The organism is Thorsellia kenyensis, from assembly GCF_042432445.1.
Taxonomy (GTDB): Bacteria; Pseudomonadota; Gammaproteobacteria; order Enterobacterales; family Thorselliaceae; genus Thorsellia; species Thorsellia kenyensis.
Genome location: NZ_JBHLXE010000095.1, coordinates 34,870 through 51,532, shown reverse-complemented (window position 1 = coordinate 51,532; position 16,663 = coordinate 34,870). Strand labels below are relative to the sequence as shown.

At 34.2% G+C, this 16,663-nt stretch carries 14 protein-coding genes and 1 pseudogene; 6 read left to right on the top strand and 9 right to left on the bottom strand.

Annotated elements, in window-relative coordinates:
- Window positions 1–119: 119 nt before the first annotated feature.
- A complete protein-coding gene (locus tag ACFFIT_RS09070; protein WP_385877335.1) occupies window positions 120–257 on the top strand; it encodes a hypothetical protein in 138 nt (45 codons plus the stop codon).
- A gap of 124 nt (window positions 258–381) precedes the next feature.
- Here ACFFIT_RS09070 and cydD read toward each other — a convergent pair whose 3' ends face one another.
- From cydD to ACFFIT_RS09050, 4 genes are all read right to left on the bottom strand, one after another.
- Entirely contained in the window at window positions 382–2,265 is a 1,884-nt protein-coding gene (gene cydD / locus ACFFIT_RS09065; RefSeq protein ID WP_385877334.1) for a heme ABC transporter permease/ATP-binding protein CydD, read from the bottom strand.
- A gap of 178 nt (window positions 2,266–2,443) precedes the next feature.
- Window positions 2,444–3,322 carry a protease HtpX gene (gene htpX / locus ACFFIT_RS09060; protein WP_385877333.1) on the bottom strand — a complete coding sequence of 293 codons (879 nt, stop codon included), beginning with the start codon at window positions 3,320–3,322 and terminating at the stop codon, window positions 2,444–2,446.
- A gap of 132 nt (window positions 3,323–3,454) precedes the next feature.
- Window positions 3,455–4,684: an MFS transporter gene (locus ACFFIT_RS09055; protein WP_385877331.1), complete on the bottom strand. Its 1,230-nt coding sequence runs from the start codon at window positions 4,682–4,684 to the stop codon at window positions 3,455–3,457.
- Between the two features lie 111 nt (window positions 4,685–4,795).
- Window positions 4,796–5,530 carry a phosphodiester glycosidase family protein gene (locus ACFFIT_RS09050; RefSeq protein ID WP_385877330.1) on the bottom strand — a complete coding sequence of 245 codons (735 nt, stop codon included), beginning with the start codon at window positions 5,528–5,530 and terminating at the stop codon, window positions 4,796–4,798.
- Between the two features lie 318 nt (window positions 5,531–5,848).
- Between ACFFIT_RS09050 and ACFFIT_RS09045 the strand changes: the two genes are divergently transcribed.
- The 5 genes and pseudogenes from ACFFIT_RS09045 to ACFFIT_RS13370 form a co-directional block, all read left to right on the top strand.
- Window positions 5,849–6,559: an AzlC family ABC transporter permease gene (locus tag ACFFIT_RS09045; protein ID WP_385877329.1), complete on the top strand. Its 711-nt coding sequence runs from the start codon at window positions 5,849–5,851 to the stop codon at window positions 6,557–6,559.
- A complete protein-coding gene (locus tag ACFFIT_RS09040; RefSeq protein WP_385877328.1) occupies window positions 6,559–6,879 on the top strand; it encodes a branched-chain amino acid transport AzlD family protein in 321 nt (106 codons plus the stop codon). The genes ACFFIT_RS09045 and ACFFIT_RS09040 overlap by 1 nt, the downstream gene beginning before the upstream one ends.
- 333 nt (window positions 6,880–7,212) lie before the next feature.
- Complete coding sequence (locus ACFFIT_RS09035) at window positions 7,213–8,478, top strand: class II D-tagatose-bisphosphate aldolase, non-catalytic subunit (protein ID WP_385877327.1); 1,266 nt, start codon at window positions 7,213–7,215, stop codon at window positions 8,476–8,478.
- 8 nt (window positions 8,479–8,486) lie between these two features.
- Window positions 8,487–9,275, top strand: coding sequence for a DeoR/GlpR family DNA-binding transcription regulator (locus tag ACFFIT_RS09030; RefSeq protein ID WP_385877326.1), 789 nt, complete (start codon window positions 8,487–8,489; stop codon window positions 9,273–9,275).
- A 39-nt stretch (window positions 9,276–9,314) separates the two neighbouring features.
- A pseudogene (locus tag ACFFIT_RS13370) lies at window positions 9,315–9,609 on the top strand (transposase); the annotation flags it as partial.
- 56 nt (window positions 9,610–9,665) lie between these two features.
- Here the strand turns inward: ACFFIT_RS13370 and ACFFIT_RS09025 are convergent.
- The 5 genes from ACFFIT_RS09025 to ACFFIT_RS09005 form a co-directional block, all read right to left on the bottom strand.
- On the bottom strand, window positions 9,666–10,907 hold the full coding sequence (locus ACFFIT_RS09025; RefSeq protein ID WP_385877325.1) for an ABC transporter substrate-binding protein: 1,242 nt from the start codon (window positions 10,905–10,907) through the stop codon (window positions 9,666–9,668).
- A gap of 200 nt (window positions 10,908–11,107) precedes the next feature.
- Complete coding sequence (locus ACFFIT_RS09020; protein WP_385877324.1) at window positions 11,108–11,971, bottom strand: tagatose bisphosphate family class II aldolase; 864 nt, start codon at window positions 11,969–11,971, stop codon at window positions 11,108–11,110.
- Between the two features lie 54 nt (window positions 11,972–12,025).
- Complete coding sequence (locus ACFFIT_RS09015; protein ID WP_385877323.1) at window positions 12,026–13,261, bottom strand: SIS domain-containing protein; 1,236 nt, start codon at window positions 13,259–13,261, stop codon at window positions 12,026–12,028.
- Window positions 13,262–13,292: 31 nt separating this feature from the next.
- Window positions 13,293–14,054 (bottom strand): transcriptional repressor AgaR, encoded by a 762-nt coding sequence (agaR, locus tag ACFFIT_RS09010; RefSeq protein WP_385877322.1) that lies wholly within the window; start codon window positions 14,052–14,054, stop codon window positions 13,293–13,295.
- A gap of 408 nt (window positions 14,055–14,462) precedes the next feature.
- The gene (locus ACFFIT_RS09005) at window positions 14,463–16,625 is read right to left on the bottom strand and encodes an FG-GAP-like repeat-containing protein (protein ID WP_385877321.1); all 2,163 of its coding nucleotides are present in this window, start codon (window positions 16,623–16,625) and stop codon (window positions 14,463–14,465) included.
- Between the last annotated feature and the right edge of the window lie 38 nt (window positions 16,626–16,663).

The following is a 16,663-nucleotide window of genomic DNA, read 5'->3' as shown; positions in this document are numbered from 1 at the left end:
CTACCACCATCTCAAATACAGCAAGTTAACTTCCTAATAGTTAACGTTCACAGCACACGCGGAAAGAAGGATTAATACGCCGACATAATTTAAATTTATCAAATGAATTATGAGAATATATGGGAACTCAAATAATCACTCAAGGATTTAAAAGAATCATAAGGGTAAGAGTAAGAGTAAGAGTAAGAGTAAGAGTAATAGTAAGAGTAAAAAATGAATCTGTTTTTGATATAAAGAATAGACAATCGATAGAATAATGTCATTTATTTAAGGACTATAATGGCAAAATTAGGTTAAAGGCCAAGCTAATTAATTTCAAAGCACATGATAATATTCCTGTTACCTTCTTTCACTTGCAGTGATTAAGAGTTAACCTTTTTATTAACTCGCATTATCCTTAATCAATTCAATTTTTTTACTGAAGAAGCTAAGATGCTGTTCATCATGACTAATGAGTAATAACGTCACATCAGAATGCTGTTTTATTGTCAATTCATCTTTAATTGGTCTATTATGCAAAAAACCGATAGTCCCATAAATCGACTCCATAATGGCATTTGCATTTTCTTTATCTAAACTTGCGGTAGGTTCATCTAAAATCCAAAATGTCCGGTTAACTAAAAATAATTTAGCTAAAGCAATTCTCTGTGCTTGGCCTATAGATAGCCGTGTGGCATTGTCACCTATGAGGGTATCTAATTTATTAGGTAATCTATCGACAAATTCATCTGCCTTAGCAGATTTTAAGGCGTGCCAAATCTGCACATCATCTTGTGGCTCTGAGGCTACAAGATTAAGGTTGTCTCTTATCGTATTTGCAGGCAAGACGGGATTTTGTGACAACCAATGAATATTTTGACGGAATTTTATTAATACATCTTGAGATAAGGGAATGCCATCAACCAAAATGTGACCTTCAAAAGGCAAAAAACCCATCAAACAGTGAATAAATGAAGTTTTACCCGATCCACTTTGGCCAAAGATTGCTATTTTATCTCCCCGTTGTATTTTAAAATTAATCGATTGAGTTAAAGAAATGCCATCGGGGGTTTTTACAACTAAATCAATAAACTCAATAGATTGCCAATCATTAATCTGAATTTCCTTGTTATTACAGTCAAGACTATTAGTTTGTTCCACTCCATTTGATGATTGAGATTGGGTCTCTGTGACGTGCAGTATGGGCAGTTTATTCGTATTGATATCTTTTTTATTGTCAACGGAATGAAACATAGATTTTAGATTCGATGGTTTTAAATCGAGAGTCAATAGCACATCCGCAGCACCAATTGCTTGAGCTTTTGCATGATAAAATGTACCTAAATCACGAAGAGGTTGATAAAATTCAGGCGCCAAGAGTAAACAAAAAAAACCAATAAATAATGTCATTGGGAGACCATAATGGCCAAAATTCAAATCGCCTAAAAAACTGAAACCAAAATATACGGCCATAACTGCAATCGAAACAGAAGTAAAAAACTCTAACACTCCAGAAGAAAGAAAGGCAATACGCAGTACTTCCATAGTACGCACTCTGAATGCTTCACTATTAGTTTCAATTTTTACTAATTCTACATCTTTTCGGTGGAAAATCCTTAATGTCTCAAGTCCTTTTAGTCTATCCAAAAAAAATCCACTTAATTGAGCCAGCACTTGGAAATTTTTTCGATTAGCTTCAGCAGCACCCATTCCGACAAACGCCATAAAAATCGGGATTAAAGGGGCTGTAAAAAGTAAAATAACTCCAGCTGCCCAATTAAACCAGAATACCGAGATAAGAATACAGATTGGTGCACTTATGGCAAGTTGTGTTTGGGGGAGGAACTTTGCGAAGTAATCATTAAGATTATCGATTTGTTCTATGACAATTATTGACCAGGAACCTGCCGCTTTTTTCTGAAGGGCTGAGGGACCTTCTTTTTCAAACAAACTAAACAGTTGCTGACGGACGTGTTTGCGAACGGTATGCCCAATTTTTTGACCTACTTGTTCTCTTGTAATGAGTAATAAAGATCTCATCAAAAAAATCAAAAACAGTCCAATCAATTGTAGAATAAATAGACTGGGTTCTTTTTTTTCTATGATGATTTGCTGTAATAGCCAGGCAAGCATCCACGCCTGTGCAATGAGTAATAGTGTCATAACCAACCCCAAAACACCACTGAGTCGAATCCACTTGTTGGCTACAGAACGCTGCTGTTTAAGCCATTGAGTGATCTCTTTTTGTCGAGTTTTACTGATAGGTTGGTTTTTACTATTATCCATAATCAAAAAATATATGCCTTGAGAAGTAAGTTAGAGGTATTGAGTCCAAGACAAAATATAAATATCTAACTAAAGAAAAAGGAGTATATGAAAACATACTCCTTAGTATTAATGTCATTCTAACCTAATTAAAAATATTTTGCTAATGGCTGATTAATAGCTAAAACTGCAAAATGCGTTAATATACTTTTTGTCTTAACGCTTCGATTCTCTTATCAAGAGGAGGATGGGACATAAAGTATTCGCCAAAACTGCTTGGGGCTGCATTTATAGCAAGAACCGTCATGGATTTTTCAACTTGTGGCTCATGTGCTTGCTTAAGTCGTTCTAGCGCAGCAATCATTTTTTCAGCACCAACTAAGCGTGCAGCACCTGCATCAGCGTGGAATTCACGGTATCGTGAAAACCATAAAGTAATAATGCTCGCTAAAAGGCCAAAAACTATTTCTAAGACCATTGATACGCCAAAATAGGTCATTGCACTAAAACTTTCCCCACCTTCTTCATCCTCAGATGAGCCAGAGGCTGTTGTAGCAACAACTTGCGCTATCATTCGAGATATGAAGATAACAAAGGTGTTGACAACCCCCTGCAACAAAGTCATTGTGACCATATCACCATTTGCGATATGCGATACTTCATGTGCCAATACTGCCTCGACTTCATCACGGTGCATACCGCTAAGAAGCCCTGTACTTACGGCAACCAGAGCATCATCTCTTTTTGCACCTGTAGCAAACGCATTTAAGTCTGATGACTCATATATCGCAATGGTTGGCATACCAATTCCAACTTGTTGCGCTTGCGATTTGACTGTATTTACTAGCCAACTTTCCATTTCATTGCTTGGATTGGATATTACCCTTGCCCCCATTGTTTTTAAGGCTATTGTTTTAGAAAGTAGCAGAGAGATAATTGATCCTGCAAAACCAAAGAGTACAGCCATAATTAGTAGGCCACTGGTACTACTAGAGCTTATCCCAGTAATAGACAGTATGATGCCAAATAAAACCATTACAGCAAGGTTAGTCAACAAAAACAAACCAATTCTTATCATAGTTACCTCATGTCAATTATTTTAATCAGTTGGATATTAATTTAATATCATCTGCATTGTAATCAATTGGTTACAATATTCAAGTTACTTTAACTATTTTTGCATTACATTAAATCGGTAAATATTTTGCAATTACATCACGGACTCTTCATTACATGGTGTATTCATTGTAATAAATCGGCTACACACCATGACAAGCAAAAGTAACGCTGCTATAAATAAAAACACCATATTCAAACCCATCCTCTGGGCCACAAATCCGACAGCCGCCGGCCCAATAAGCATTCCTCCATAGCCAATCATCGCAACAGCTGCAACTGCAAGTCTTGGTGGCATCGTCCGTTGATTCCCAGCAGCACTAAATAAGATGGGTACTGAGTTTGCAGCACCAATACCAATTAAAAAGAAACTGAATAATGAAAATACAGTAATAGAAGAAACAACTAGGAGTAAAAAACCAAGTGTACATAACATAATCCCAAAAAATAGGATCCTAAATGCACCAAATTTAAATATGACTTTATCCCCAAAAAGTCTGCCAATAGTCATACCTATAGAAAAAAAAGCGAAACCTAATCCAGCATAACCTTCAGTGATTTCGGTATACTCAGTCATAAAAATAGCACCCCAATCAAGTAAGGAGCCTTCCATTAAAAACAGAATAAAACATAATAAACCAATTAAAAGCACTATGCCTTTTGGCATAACTAACAACGGATCTTTTAGACTGTTATTTTCCGCTTGCTTTGGTTTGGGTAATAATTTTTTCCTTATAAGGAAAAAACTCGTCGCTATACAAAACGCAATAAAAGTCACTATATAGAATAAATTCACTTGCCAATCGAAAAAATTTAATACATATAAAGCCGCTGCGATGACAAAAGGGCCAAATATTCCACCAATACTCCAAAAAGCATGCATGCTAGACATAATTGGTTTTGAAGCCATTTTTTCCAATAAAATTGCTTGTGTATTCATGGAAATATCTATTAAAGCGAGACCTGCACCAAAGAGGAACAAAAAAGCAAATACAAACCAATAGATATTAAAAAAAACCAATAAAGGCAAGCTCAGTACAACAAAAAAGATCCCTAATGCAATCGTTTTTCTTGCACCTATTTTTTCAATTAAGATGGCAGAAATAGGCATCATACTTAGTGATCCTGTTGCAAGAGCTATCAGAAGAAGCCCCAGGGCGTCTTTATCTATTCTTAATTGCTCTTGGACTATAGGAACCAAAGGTGCCCAGCACGCCATGGAAAAACCAGCAATCAAAAATATGAGTCGAGTCGCATTTATAGCTTCTTGTGAATGAATAAGAGATTCATAGCTATCTCTCCCCTGTGTGTGTATGTCTAACATATAACCTCAAATTATTACTGATAAATTACATCAAATTAAGATACAAAAAAGTGAAAGTTCGTGCGAACACAAACTGTAAAAGAATCATTCAAAATTATTAATTAGAATAATTTACTTGATAGCAGCACCTACCATGGGCCCGACCGAAAACCAAGTGCTTTCAGTTTTAAAAGGCGGTGCATAAAGTGTGGAGATTTTCCCATCAAAATAGAGGGCATTGGGCGTTTTTAGCTCATCTTTAAAAAAAGTTGCAAAATCATAAAAATTTATTGGTGCTTTCGACTTAACAAAATAGACTTCAGAAGTTGCACTTACTCCTACACCGTTTCTGACAAAACGGGAGTCACTACCTTTGATGAATTTAGGGTGTATTGTATCATTAATTACTAGCATTGGTCCTGATTGCGTTGCAAAATAGGGCGAAGGATTCTCTTTAATATAATCTATCGTTGTTTTAATATGATATGAGTATGACTCGTCTTCATTACGATGAATATAAAAGACACCATTAGGCATAAGATGAAAATTTCCAGGTCCTTCATTCTTGCTAATTTTTTGCAAAAGAACGCCTTTTTCAATATATAAACCTACTGGAGATAGATCAGAATGGTACATCCCTGCATTCATTAAAAATGAAATATTTTCTTTACTATTTTTCAACGCCCCAAAGACATTTTTATATGGCTTTCCTTCGCTATCTTTAAAAAGCATAATCGGGACTTCTCGACTGGCGTTTATGGTACACACAGTCATTTGAATCTCCTTATATTCTTTTTCAAAGCAATCAGCAAGTGCATTACAACTGATCAATAAAAATAATGCTGTAAAGAGCGAGTTAACTTTCATTTTGAATCCTTTTTTCATATTTTGCAGATTGACTGAATCAATTAATTTACATACTATTCATTTGATATCCGCCCCACTAAGTAGAAAAGTTTAGTGGCAAAATATTGTTTTAGTGTGATGCAATTACTTGAGTATTTGATGACTACATTAAAAATTTGCGTGACCTGCATATTATAAAGAGTTCTGATGAGCTTAGAAAACTTTTTTCATTGTTCTTTATGAGAATAAATGATCTTTAGTGTCACAAAGTATTAAGTCAAACTTCAATATTAATAAAACGATTAAGCAAATTAGATAATTCCAAATAAACGTCATAAAATGAAAAAAAAAATAAACTTCTCCATTTCTACTAGACAAGCATTATTTGACACCCTACCCGTTGGTATGGGGTATATACCCCTTAGCATTGCTTATGCTCTATTAATTAGTGAAACTGGTGTTCCTTGGTATTATGCTTTATTGATGAGTTTTGTCATTTATGCTGGTGCTTTGCAATTTTTTGCAGCAAGTATCATGGTTGAAATGACTTCTTTACCTGAAATTGCGTTAGCCACACTCATAATTAATTTTCGGCATATTTTTTATGGTCTCTCTTTTCCTATTGATTCGGTAAAGACTCCTTTTAAAAGAATTTATGCGATGTTTGCATTGACTGATGAAACCTACTCTTTACTGGCCAGTAAAAACCATAAAAAAAGGCCAGAAAATTATATATTTGCGGTACAGTTTATTAACCAGTCTTATTGGATTTTAGGCACAGTGATTGGATTGGCATTACATGCTGTATTGACAGGCCCAATAAAAGGGATAGAGTTTGTATTAACTGCTCTATTTATCGTATTAACACAAGAACATTTTTACCGTAAAGTAGTTAATTTATCTTTAATACTAGGTCTGGTTGCTGCATTGGCTGCATTTTTTATCCTCCCAAATCAATTTTTGAGTATTGCTATTTCTATATTTTTAATTTTTCTTTGTGTTCATCACCGCTTTATATTCCAAGCTGAATATAAAAAAGGAGTTAAATAATGAGTACTCATGGTTATATCATCAGCGCAATCGCAATCATGGCATGCATCACCTTTTTATTAAGGGCTATACCTTTTTGGTTAATGAGAAAGAAAAGAGTGGCATTTATAGACTACCTAGGGTTTATGATGCCGCCAGGAATAATGATCATTCTGGTTATCTATAGCATTAATGGGTTGAATTATACGGGTGCATCAAGCTATTTAAATATGGCTGTTTCTTGCTTAAGTGTTGTACTATTACACCACTTTTTTAGAAACTCGCTTTTAAGCATCACGTTAGGGACTGGCATCTATATCGCCTTAGGTTATTGGATTTAACCGTTTATATAAATACCTAAAAAATTCCCTATTCGTTTCAACATCCACAGATATAATCCTCGTAATAGAAATGAAGTTTCTGAATTAAAGTACCTGCTGATTTTCATTTATTATAAAAAAATAGAAACGAGTAATTCAGATAGTTTTTTTATTCTTCCTCTAGTATTTTTGAAATTAAGACACTGAGTATGTGTGTCCGCTTTCGAAGTAAATTCAACGTATTTTAACCTATCGGTTTAATAAAAAGTCTCATCCTAATTTAACTTGAAATAATTCGAAAGTAAATGTATATTAAACGAAATAATTTAATAAATAATAAAAAGGAAGAGAAAAATGAAAGAAACCATAAGAAAACACAAGGATACAGGTAAAGGCGGCATTTATTCCATCTGTTCAGCACACCCAACAATAATTGAAGCCGCATTTCTCTTTGAATCCAAAACAGATAATAAGATTTTAATAGAAGCAACCTCCAACCAAGTCAATCAGTTTGGCGGTTACACTGGCATGAAACCTACTGATTTTATTGGTTTTGTAAAAAACATTGCTAAGAAAACGCATTTTGATGAAAATCGTATCATATTTGGAGGCGATCATCTTGGCCCTAATTGCTGGGTTAACGATCCCCCTGAAATTGCAATGAAAAAATCTCTTGAGCTGATTAAGCAATATGTAGAAGCAGGTTTTACTAAAATACACCTCGATGCATCTATGCCATGTTATGGGGAACCCGCTGTTTTATCACCAGAGATTATCGCTCAACGCGCAGCACAGATGTGCAAACAAGCCGAGTTATCCAATAAAAAAATTAATTCCAATAAGTTATGCTATATCATTGGCACTGAAGTTCCAATTCCTGGAGGTGAAGCAAATGATCTTCAATCGATTCATGTATCAAAACTAGAGGACATTAAAAATACAATAGATCTCCATATAAAAGAATTTAATCATCAGGGAATCGATGATTTTGATGACAAAGTGATTGGTGTCGTAGTTCATCCAGGCGTAGAATTCGATCACTCGAAAGTATTTGAATACAATAATAATGAAACGAAAGCCATTTCTGAATTCATTAAAAGTACGCCATGGGTATATGAGGCTCATTCTACTGATTATCAAACGAAAGAAAAACTAAAACAATTAGTGAACGACAGCTTTGCAATTCTTAAAGTAGGGCCAGGTCTGACATTTGCATACAGAGAAGCAATCATTTCTTTGGCTATGATTGAAGATTTCATTATTCCTGAAAACAAAAAAAGTCAATTTATCCCAATTTTAAAGAATCAGTTATTGAATAATCCAAAATATTGGGATAAATATTACAAAGGAAATTTTGATACAATAAATCAACAGCTTTTCTTTAGTTTATCTGATAGAATCAGATATTACTGGACTGATGAAATCATTAATAATGCATTATCAAAATTACTAATGAATTTAAATAATGTGGAAATTCCTTTGAGCTTGGTAAGTCAGTTCTTTCCAAATCAATATCAACTTATTAAGGCACACGCCATTAATAATACAGCTGAAGAAATAATAATTTCAAAGGTTCAAGATGTCTTAAGCGATTACAGCTACGGTTGTGCTTATGAATAGAGAAATTTATGAATCACATACAAAGAAGAAAATTCATTCTTGAAAAATTGATGCAAGAACACAGTGTTGAGGTTAAAGACTTAGCTAGTTTAACCCACACATCTGAAGTGACAATAAGATCTGATTTAAAATTATTAGAAAGCCAGGGCAAGCTCGTCCGTTTTTTTGGAGGAGCACACAAACTTGAGCATAATACAGTTGAAGATTTAACCGTTGCAATCACAGATAATGAACAATCCCTTAATTCTAGATACTCAATTAATAAAGACGCTAAATTAAGAATTGCCGAATATGCAGCAAGCTTAGTAGCATTTGGCTCAACTATAATTTTAGATTGCGGCAGTACAACCCATCTGATAGCGGAAGAGTTATCTAAACGTGGAGGTATTACAGTAATAACTAATAATTTGCAGGCTGCCGTTTCCTTATCTAAAGCGCCAGACACAAATTTAATTTTAACAGGTGGACTTTATAGAGCAAAAACAAGCTCTTTTCATGGAAAAATAGCTGAAGAATCAATTAAGCATATTACGGCTGATATAATGTTTATTGGTGCCGATAGTTTTGATCCCAAATATGGCGTTACAACATTCAATGAAGGTTTTAATGTCAGTCGGGTGATGATGAAAAACACAAAAAAAGTTATTGTAGTCGCTGATTCAACCAAATTTTCAAGAACAGCCTATAATCAAGTTATATCACCAGAAGAAATTGATTTACTTATTACTGATACAGATACTTCTGCTAGCATAGCAAGAGAATTATCCAAAGCGAAAGTAGAAGTTAAGATGGTTTAAGACTCTGTTTCCAAACTCATTTGAATAAGCTAATCTAAATTAGGAGATAGGGGCTGTTTGGGGGCTGAGACAGCGGAACAATGCACAAACCATGGGATTGCTATTGAAACACCCGTTAGGAAAAGTATGAGACAAACTCCCTAAAAACATTTGGAATTTTTGGAATAATAAAAGAAGAATTATTGAAAGTAAAATTGATCAACTCGCTGAAACATTCAATATTGAAAGAACATTCGTAAGAATAATGCTGAGCTTTTCTAATAGGCTGAGCAGGAAAATATTATCACACAAACTGGCCAACCTGTTCAATAAAGAACAAGGTAGCCCCATTTAAAGTATCACAGATCTCGCATTTTAAAAGTCGCGCATCGCGTTATATAATAAATAAACTTATTGACTCATCTGCTTTTCAATTCGATTAATCACGTTATCCATCTCTTTTCTTGCATCTCCACCTAAAAATATTTTATTCAGAGCTGATTTCCATAAATCCTGCCATTTAGGGTTATTAGTCCCTGCAACCGGATAAGGTAAAGAAAACTCAAGAGCCTCCACATGAGCAGAAACATCTATATTATCAATCGATTCTGTCCATTTACCAGCCACATTTTTATTTGCAGGGATGACTACTTTGCTTATCTCTGCCTGAGAAGCTTCTGATGTCATAAAAGATACAAATTTCCATGCAGCATCTTTATTTTCACTATTAGCAGAAATTGCAAGGCCAATACTATGAGAAACGGTTGCTTCTCTTTCAATTTTAGGCATTTTGACAACCCCTATATGGTCTTTTATTAGCTCATTTTTTGAAAAAGGGCCTGAAAACCATGAACCTGCATAAACCATAGCTGCACGATTCGACTGAAATACATCTTGGGGCGTTATTTCACTCATTTGCTCAATAGAAGGTAAGGAACCATCTTTCATCATATCTTGAAGTTCCTCATAGACCCATATTGCTTTGTCACTTGCTATATCAGTAGGTTGCCCATTTGCAGGAACAATATTTAATCCTGCTTGGTAAAGAAGATTTAAATAGCTATCTTGGCCCTCTCTATTCAGTTCCAATACTATAGGATAGGCTTTATCACCTAATTTTTGATGAAGTTTTTCAGCTGTTTGACGTAAATCATCCCAATTCCAATCATTAGTAGGATAGGAAACTCCTGCCTCATCAAATAATTTTTTGTTAAACCAAAGTGCTATTGAATCAATATCTCTTGGAATACTGAGCTGGTTATCATTATGTTTATAGGCATTGAGTGAACTTTTAATTATTGCATCGGTATCAAAGCCAGAGTTGTCAATATAATTGTCAAGTGGTTCTAATAAGTCATTATTTGCATACTGTTTAAATCTTGGCATATTAATCCAAAAAACATCTGGAGCAACACCGCCAGCTGTCGCTGCTCCTAATTTAACCCAGTATTCTTTAGAGGGTGTTATCAGATCTAGGCTAATTTTAATGCCTGGATTTTGCTCTTCAAATTTCTTAATCAGTGTTTCTTCCACTTGAAGCTGGTTTCTATCCCAAATAGAATATCTAAGCGTAATATCTTTAGCAAACACCGATGGTATAAATACAATGGAACTTAATAGAGACAGCGTAACAAAGCTAAGTTTATTTTTCATTTTCAAACTCTCCAAAATATAAAATATGCAAAATTATAAATATTAAGAATAAAATTTAACTTAATATTTATTATTAATGTTTCAGCTAAATTGTTCGCAAATTACAACTTTAACTTTAACGATTCTATATAATTTTCATTGCAGATTTGTTAAAACCATATTGTTTATTTAGGGTAAAAGTTCTACCTAATTAAAAATTATTAATAGTTATTTAGCTTATTTTGACTGCCACATAATCTAATTTTTTCCATCACAACGTCTTTCATCGCTGCTTTCCCTGGTGGCATATAATATCGAGGATCATCAGCCTTAGGATTCTCAAGAAAGTAAGCTTTTACAGCCGATGCAAATGCAATCTTCATTTCGGTAGCTACGTTAACCTTACAAATACCTAATTCAATTGATTTCCTGAGCATTTGCTCAGGAATACCAGAGGCACCATGCAAAACCAAAGGGATATCTACTACTTTTCGGATCTCAGCTAATCTGTCAAAATCAAGTTTCGGTTCACCTTCATACATCCCGTGAGCCGAACCTATGGCAACAGCAAGTGAATCAATTCCTGTTCTCTCACAAAATTCTGCTGCAGCTATTGGGTTTGTGAAAAAACTATCTTTTTCATCCACGATAATGTCATCTTCCTGACCACCCAAACGACCTAATTCAGCTTCAACACTTGCCCCATATTTATGAGCAATCTGAACCGCTTTTTTTACAAGTGCAATATTATCTTCAAAAGGCAAATGCGAACCGTCAATCATCACAGAACGAATCCCCGCTTTTACTTTTAGCTCGATATCCATAAGATCTTCATGATGATCAAGATGAAGGGCAATCGGCAAATCATATTTTTTTGCGGCTGTTTTACATATTGCCACTAGAAAATCTAAACCCGCGTATTTATAAGTGGCAGTAGTGCCTGCTAAAATTACGGGAGATTGCATTTCAAAAGCAGTCTCAGTAATCACTTGGATAGTTTCTAAATTATGAATATTAAATGCAGGAACTGCGTACCCCTCTCGCTGGGCTTTTAATAACATTTCACGGTTAGATACAAGAAACATGTAAACTCCTTATTAAATCTGAATTAAAAAAATAGGCTTCAGCGTAAAAATTTATTACTCTGAGTATGGATAAATAACAACCCCTTTTACTACTCGATTAACTTCCCCAGTAGGGCAAGGATTGTCAGGAGTATTTCCTAGCGCTAGTGAAGTTTCTAATGCAAAAACTTGAGCAAAATAAAGGTAAGCCCATAACCCAAAAAAGTCACATGATAAATCAGCAACCTGAAAGACCTCTTCATTTCTATATAATCTACCCTTAGAATCTTCAGGTAATTGATTTATAACATCTAAAACTTCATTGTTAGCTATTTGACTAGAGGTTAATACTATATGATTTGCTGCAATATTGTTACTTTTTAATTCATGCATTAAATCCAGATCATAACGACGCGCATATGCGTTATTTGAAATAAATTGCAAGATAAGCGTTTCATTATCAACCATAAATTTTGGACCGTGTCTCAATCCAAGAGCTGAATCATGACGGGTTGCTACTTGACCAGCCGTCAATTCTAAAAGTTTTAACGCAGCTTCCTCAGCTAAACCTTTATAGCCATTTGCGCCTAATACAACATAACGCTTAAATTTAGATGCAGCGAGTTTCTTTATAGTTAACATGTTAATACTGTCCAAAGCAGCAGACAAATTAACAAGTTGCTGTGCAACTAAATTCTTTGAAGCATCACAAATTATGCCCCCTTTAATTAATTTGTTACTCAATAATAATCCTGCGCACAACATCATTGAGCTGAAACTTGATGTCATTGCAAAACTCTGATCGTTAGTTCCCTCAGGCATAACCACAAGTTGAGCCTTATTATTTGATTTAGCATAATTAGCTAATTCACTTTCAGGGTTACAGACAATAATTAAATGATGAAGATTATGACATACTTGATCCGCTAATTTGATAGCTGCAACACTCTCAGGACTATTACCTGAACGTCCAAAAGAAACCAATAGCGTCGGTTTATCTATTGATAAGTAATGGGTTGGACCAGCTACTATATCTGTTGTTGAAATCGCAACGATATCTCTTTGCGTTTCATTTTTAATCAATGGAGCCAATGCTTGTCCTAAAAAAGCAGAGCTCCCAGCCCCTGTCAAAATAATCTGATGATTATTATCATTTAAAATTGGAGTTAAAAAAGAGATAAGCTCATTGTTACCTACGATATTTTGAAATAAAATTTTCCAGATGTTTTTTTGCTGTTCTATTTCTTTTGCCGTATGTACCGCATTTAATTTCAACAATTCTGCTTCACTGTAATTAAAATAATTAGTCATAATACCCTCTAAAAAATTAATGAGAATTCAATTAAACAATTAAAACTTCAATGCCTGAATCAAGTAACATTGCATGATATAAATCAGGGATTTTTTCGTCTGTAATAACCTTATTAACTTGGTTTAAATCTGAAATATTACAAAAACTTGTACGATTAAATTTACTAGAATCAGTAACTACGATAATTTCATTGGCTACGCGGCACATGAGTTTATTTAACTGCGCTTCCATCAAATTAGGCGTGGTTAATCCATTTTTTATATCGAATCCGTCCACCCCTAAAAAGAGTTTATCAAACCTATATTGTTGTAATAAATCTTCAGATAATGAACCATACAAAGACCATGACTTATGACTTAAATGCCCCCCAGTAACTAACAACTCAATATTTTCAAATTGGGATAACTCAAAAGCAATATTTAGAGCATTTGTTAAAATAATCAATGATTTATTTTGAATAAAAGGAACAATTTGACTCACAGTAGATCCAGAATCTAAAATGATTTTATCTCCATCGTTTATCAAGGTTGATGCCTTATTTGCTATTCGTTTTTTTAATTGCTTATTAATTGCATCTTTATCATTCAAAGTCCGTTCAAATGCGAATTGTTGATTCAGCTTCGCTCCACCATAAAAACAAATCGCACAGCCTTGTTGCTCTAGAGAACGAAGATCATTTCTTATAGTCACTGTTGAAACATTAAAATGCTTACTTAATTTTTCAACTTTCACCGAACCCGATTCGCACAATTGCTCTAAGATAAAACGTCTCCGTTCACTGCAAGTCATCATTATTTATTTCACCTTAAATATTTAAATACTTTGATTTAACATAGCTACACTTCTTACCCCACTGCTGTGTCCAACTACATGAAACATAACTTTAGCAATCTAAACTACTGATTTATTGCAAAAAATTAAAGCTAAACCGTGCAAGAATGTAATTTAATAACAATATAACTATTCAATTATTTAATTTTACTTGAATAAAGGTTTATATCATGTTTGCTAATGACAAACCAAAGAGCTAAATGTTGTTTATTATTTCAAATGAAAAAATGCTAGATTTTCACCCGATTTTTACTTTATTGATTTTAAATCTATTATCTTCCTGACAGAAAAAAATTTGACATAATAACTAAAGGTTAATGTATTTTATTACCTACATATAAAATAAAGATATATGAATAGTTAATTTCATCAAAATGCAGATCCACTAACGCTAGTCGTTGAATAATATGTGGTTCCTCCTTTGTTTCCTATTACATCGCCTAATTTATTGCCATCAAAATCTCCAACAAGCCTTGGATTTGAATATGAATTAATAAAGTCATGAGAAGGAGTAAAACCATATATCCAAGGAGTTGTAGGTAGGAAATTTGTTCCAGTAGAAAAAGATACAGAAACAAAACTTCCTCCGAATGCAACTATATCATCGAGTCTATCACCGTTTACATCTATTAAAAATCTAGGGTTAAGGAAGTTTCTTCCCTTTAATCTATCATCTGTTAACCAAATTTTTGGTTCTGTGAAAGACGTCCCTGTAGAAGTTGAAACCCAAACTGAATCTTTGAACCCAACGATGTCATCTTTGCCATCACCATTTACATCTCCAACCAAACGAGGACTAGCATCATTTGATACCCAACCATTATTTGAACCAAAATTATTCAGCCAAAAATTTGTCGATGAAAATGATGAACCCGTAGATAATGCAACACTAACACTTGTATCAAATCCAATTAGATCCGATTTACCATCGCCATTAACATCTCCTAATAGTCTTGGTTTCCTGTCATAGCTGTCCCAAATCATAGTATTAGCCCAAGTTTTTGGTTGTAAAAAAAAGTTACTTTTATTTCCGCTAGATAGGCTTACAGAGACATTGTTGCCTAATTTAGAGAATCCAATAATATCGGCTTTATTATCGCCATTAACATCACCGACTAATCTTGGATATTCTTCGATGTTAGTCCAGCCTTGCGCAGTAGTAAAATCAGATAAAGAAAGATAAGGTGTAAATTTAGATGCGTTGGAAATAAACACATGGATTTTATCCTGACCAAATGCAATAACGTCAGTCACACCATCTCCATCAACATCTCCAGCTTTCAATGGATTCACGCTAGCATCTTTCCAAGAAGCTAATTCATTAGACCAAACTTGAGCCGAAATTGCTTCAACAGTTGGATTTTTGACCTGATTAGTTGCTGAAATTGATAAAAATGTAGGTATAGGTCTTACTGTATCTTTACCCTGAATTTTATCTCCTGGTACAGTACAGCTTTTAGCTAATGGTCCGCAATTTGCTGCGCCTACGAATGGAATGGATGAGTCTCTAGGAAAGCTTGGTAAATGTGAACTCACAAGTTGAGAGGAACCACTACCATCAAGTACTATTATTGTTTGCATGTTGTAATAAGATTTTAAAAAATCGTTGACTTGCTTAACAGAAAAACCATACCCCCTATCTCTACCAGTTTGAACAACTAAAATAACCATATTATTTCCGTTCATTCCAATAGCTGTGCGACCAACTCTTTCATTAGGTTTTGTTGCGCTAGGATAAAATTGAGAATTATTTATAAGAGTAATACTTCCAGCAATTGCAACTTTGGCATTTTTAAGGAAAGAATTTAATGTAAGTTGATCTGTTTGATCAATACGGAAAAATTGATAAGGAATATCGCCAGAGAATAATGCAAGTACATCACTTGCCTCTTTTATTTGACCTTTTGCATCAATTTCTTGAGAGTTTGGGCCAGAAAGCATAATTCCATTTGCAACCATAGCACCAAAAGGTTTAGAGCAGGGTTCATTGTACAATACTCCTCCATTAAGTTCTGAAGGAGGATTGGGCCACAAAGAACCCCTTAAATCAAAATGATTTGTATTAATAATGAAATCAGATGGATTAGAATTAACTTGCAATCGATTAGATCTGATTTCGTTAAACCAATATGTTAGAGGATGCAAAGGAAAACTTAATCTTTCTTTTATCGGATTGTTTCCAAATATTTTTTCGCATGTAGGATTTATTGAATTGCACTTATTTGCGTCTAATCCTTCGGAAGTAGCAGGTGATACAACTTGGCAGTTCACTGTACTTAAGCGTGTTTCCGGAACACTAAAATCAATGTATCTTATATCTTTGATATTCACTACATATCCTCTTAGATCTTGGATAAATTGACCATCTAAATTTAATTTACTTGGTAGTGAAGAAAAGGTAACATTATCACTTGGACCATTTGGCAAAGGGTACAATAACTTTTGAGTATTAGAGATATCAGCATATGCATTTACACTCCAGAAAACCGTTAAAAACATTGTAGATACATATTTTTTAGATAATTTCAACATATCGCCATCCTGTATTTTTTTATAAAATGTTTTTTGCT

Excerpts from the sequence above, each read along its gene's own strand:
- ACFFIT_RS09070 (WP_385877335.1), top strand. The coding sequence starts at position 120 with ATGGGAACTCAAATAATCACTCAAGGATTTAAAAGAATCATAAGGGTA.
- cydD (WP_385877334.1), bottom strand. The coding sequence starts at position 2,265 with ATGGATAATAGTAAAAACCAACCTATCAGTAAAACTCGACAAAAAGAG.
- htpX (WP_385877333.1), bottom strand. The coding sequence starts at position 3,322 with ATGATAAGAATTGGTTTGTTTTTGTTGACTAACCTTGCTGTAATGGTT.
- ACFFIT_RS09055 (WP_385877331.1), bottom strand. The coding sequence starts at position 4,684 with ATGTTAGACATACACACACAGGGGAGAGATAGCTATGAATCTCTTATT.
- ACFFIT_RS09050 (WP_385877330.1), bottom strand. The coding sequence starts at position 5,530 with ATGAAAGTTAACTCGCTCTTTACAGCATTATTTTTATTGATCAGTTGT.
- ACFFIT_RS09045 (WP_385877329.1), top strand. The coding sequence starts at position 5,849 with ATGAAAAAAAAAATAAACTTCTCCATTTCTACTAGACAAGCATTATTT.
- ACFFIT_RS09040 (WP_385877328.1), top strand. The coding sequence starts at position 6,559 with ATGAGTACTCATGGTTATATCATCAGCGCAATCGCAATCATGGCATGC.
- ACFFIT_RS09035 (WP_385877327.1), top strand. The coding sequence starts at position 7,213 with ATGAAAGAAACCATAAGAAAACACAAGGATACAGGTAAAGGCGGCATT.
- ACFFIT_RS09030 (WP_385877326.1), top strand. The coding sequence starts at position 8,487 with ATGAATCACATACAAAGAAGAAAATTCATTCTTGAAAAATTGATGCAA.
- ACFFIT_RS09025 (WP_385877325.1), bottom strand. The coding sequence starts at position 10,907 with ATGAAAAATAAACTTAGCTTTGTTACGCTGTCTCTATTAAGTTCCATT.
- ACFFIT_RS09020 (WP_385877324.1), bottom strand. The coding sequence starts at position 11,971 with ATGTTTCTTGTATCTAACCGTGAAATGTTATTAAAAGCCCAGCGAGAG.
- ACFFIT_RS09015 (WP_385877323.1), bottom strand. The coding sequence starts at position 13,261 with ATGACTAATTATTTTAATTACAGTGAAGCAGAATTGTTGAAATTAAAT.
- agaR (WP_385877322.1), bottom strand. The coding sequence starts at position 14,054 with ATGATGACTTGCAGTGAACGGAGACGTTTTATCTTAGAGCAATTGTGC.
- ACFFIT_RS09005 (WP_385877321.1), bottom strand. The coding sequence starts at position 16,625 with ATGTTGAAATTATCTAAAAAATATGTATCTACAATGTTTTTAACGGTT.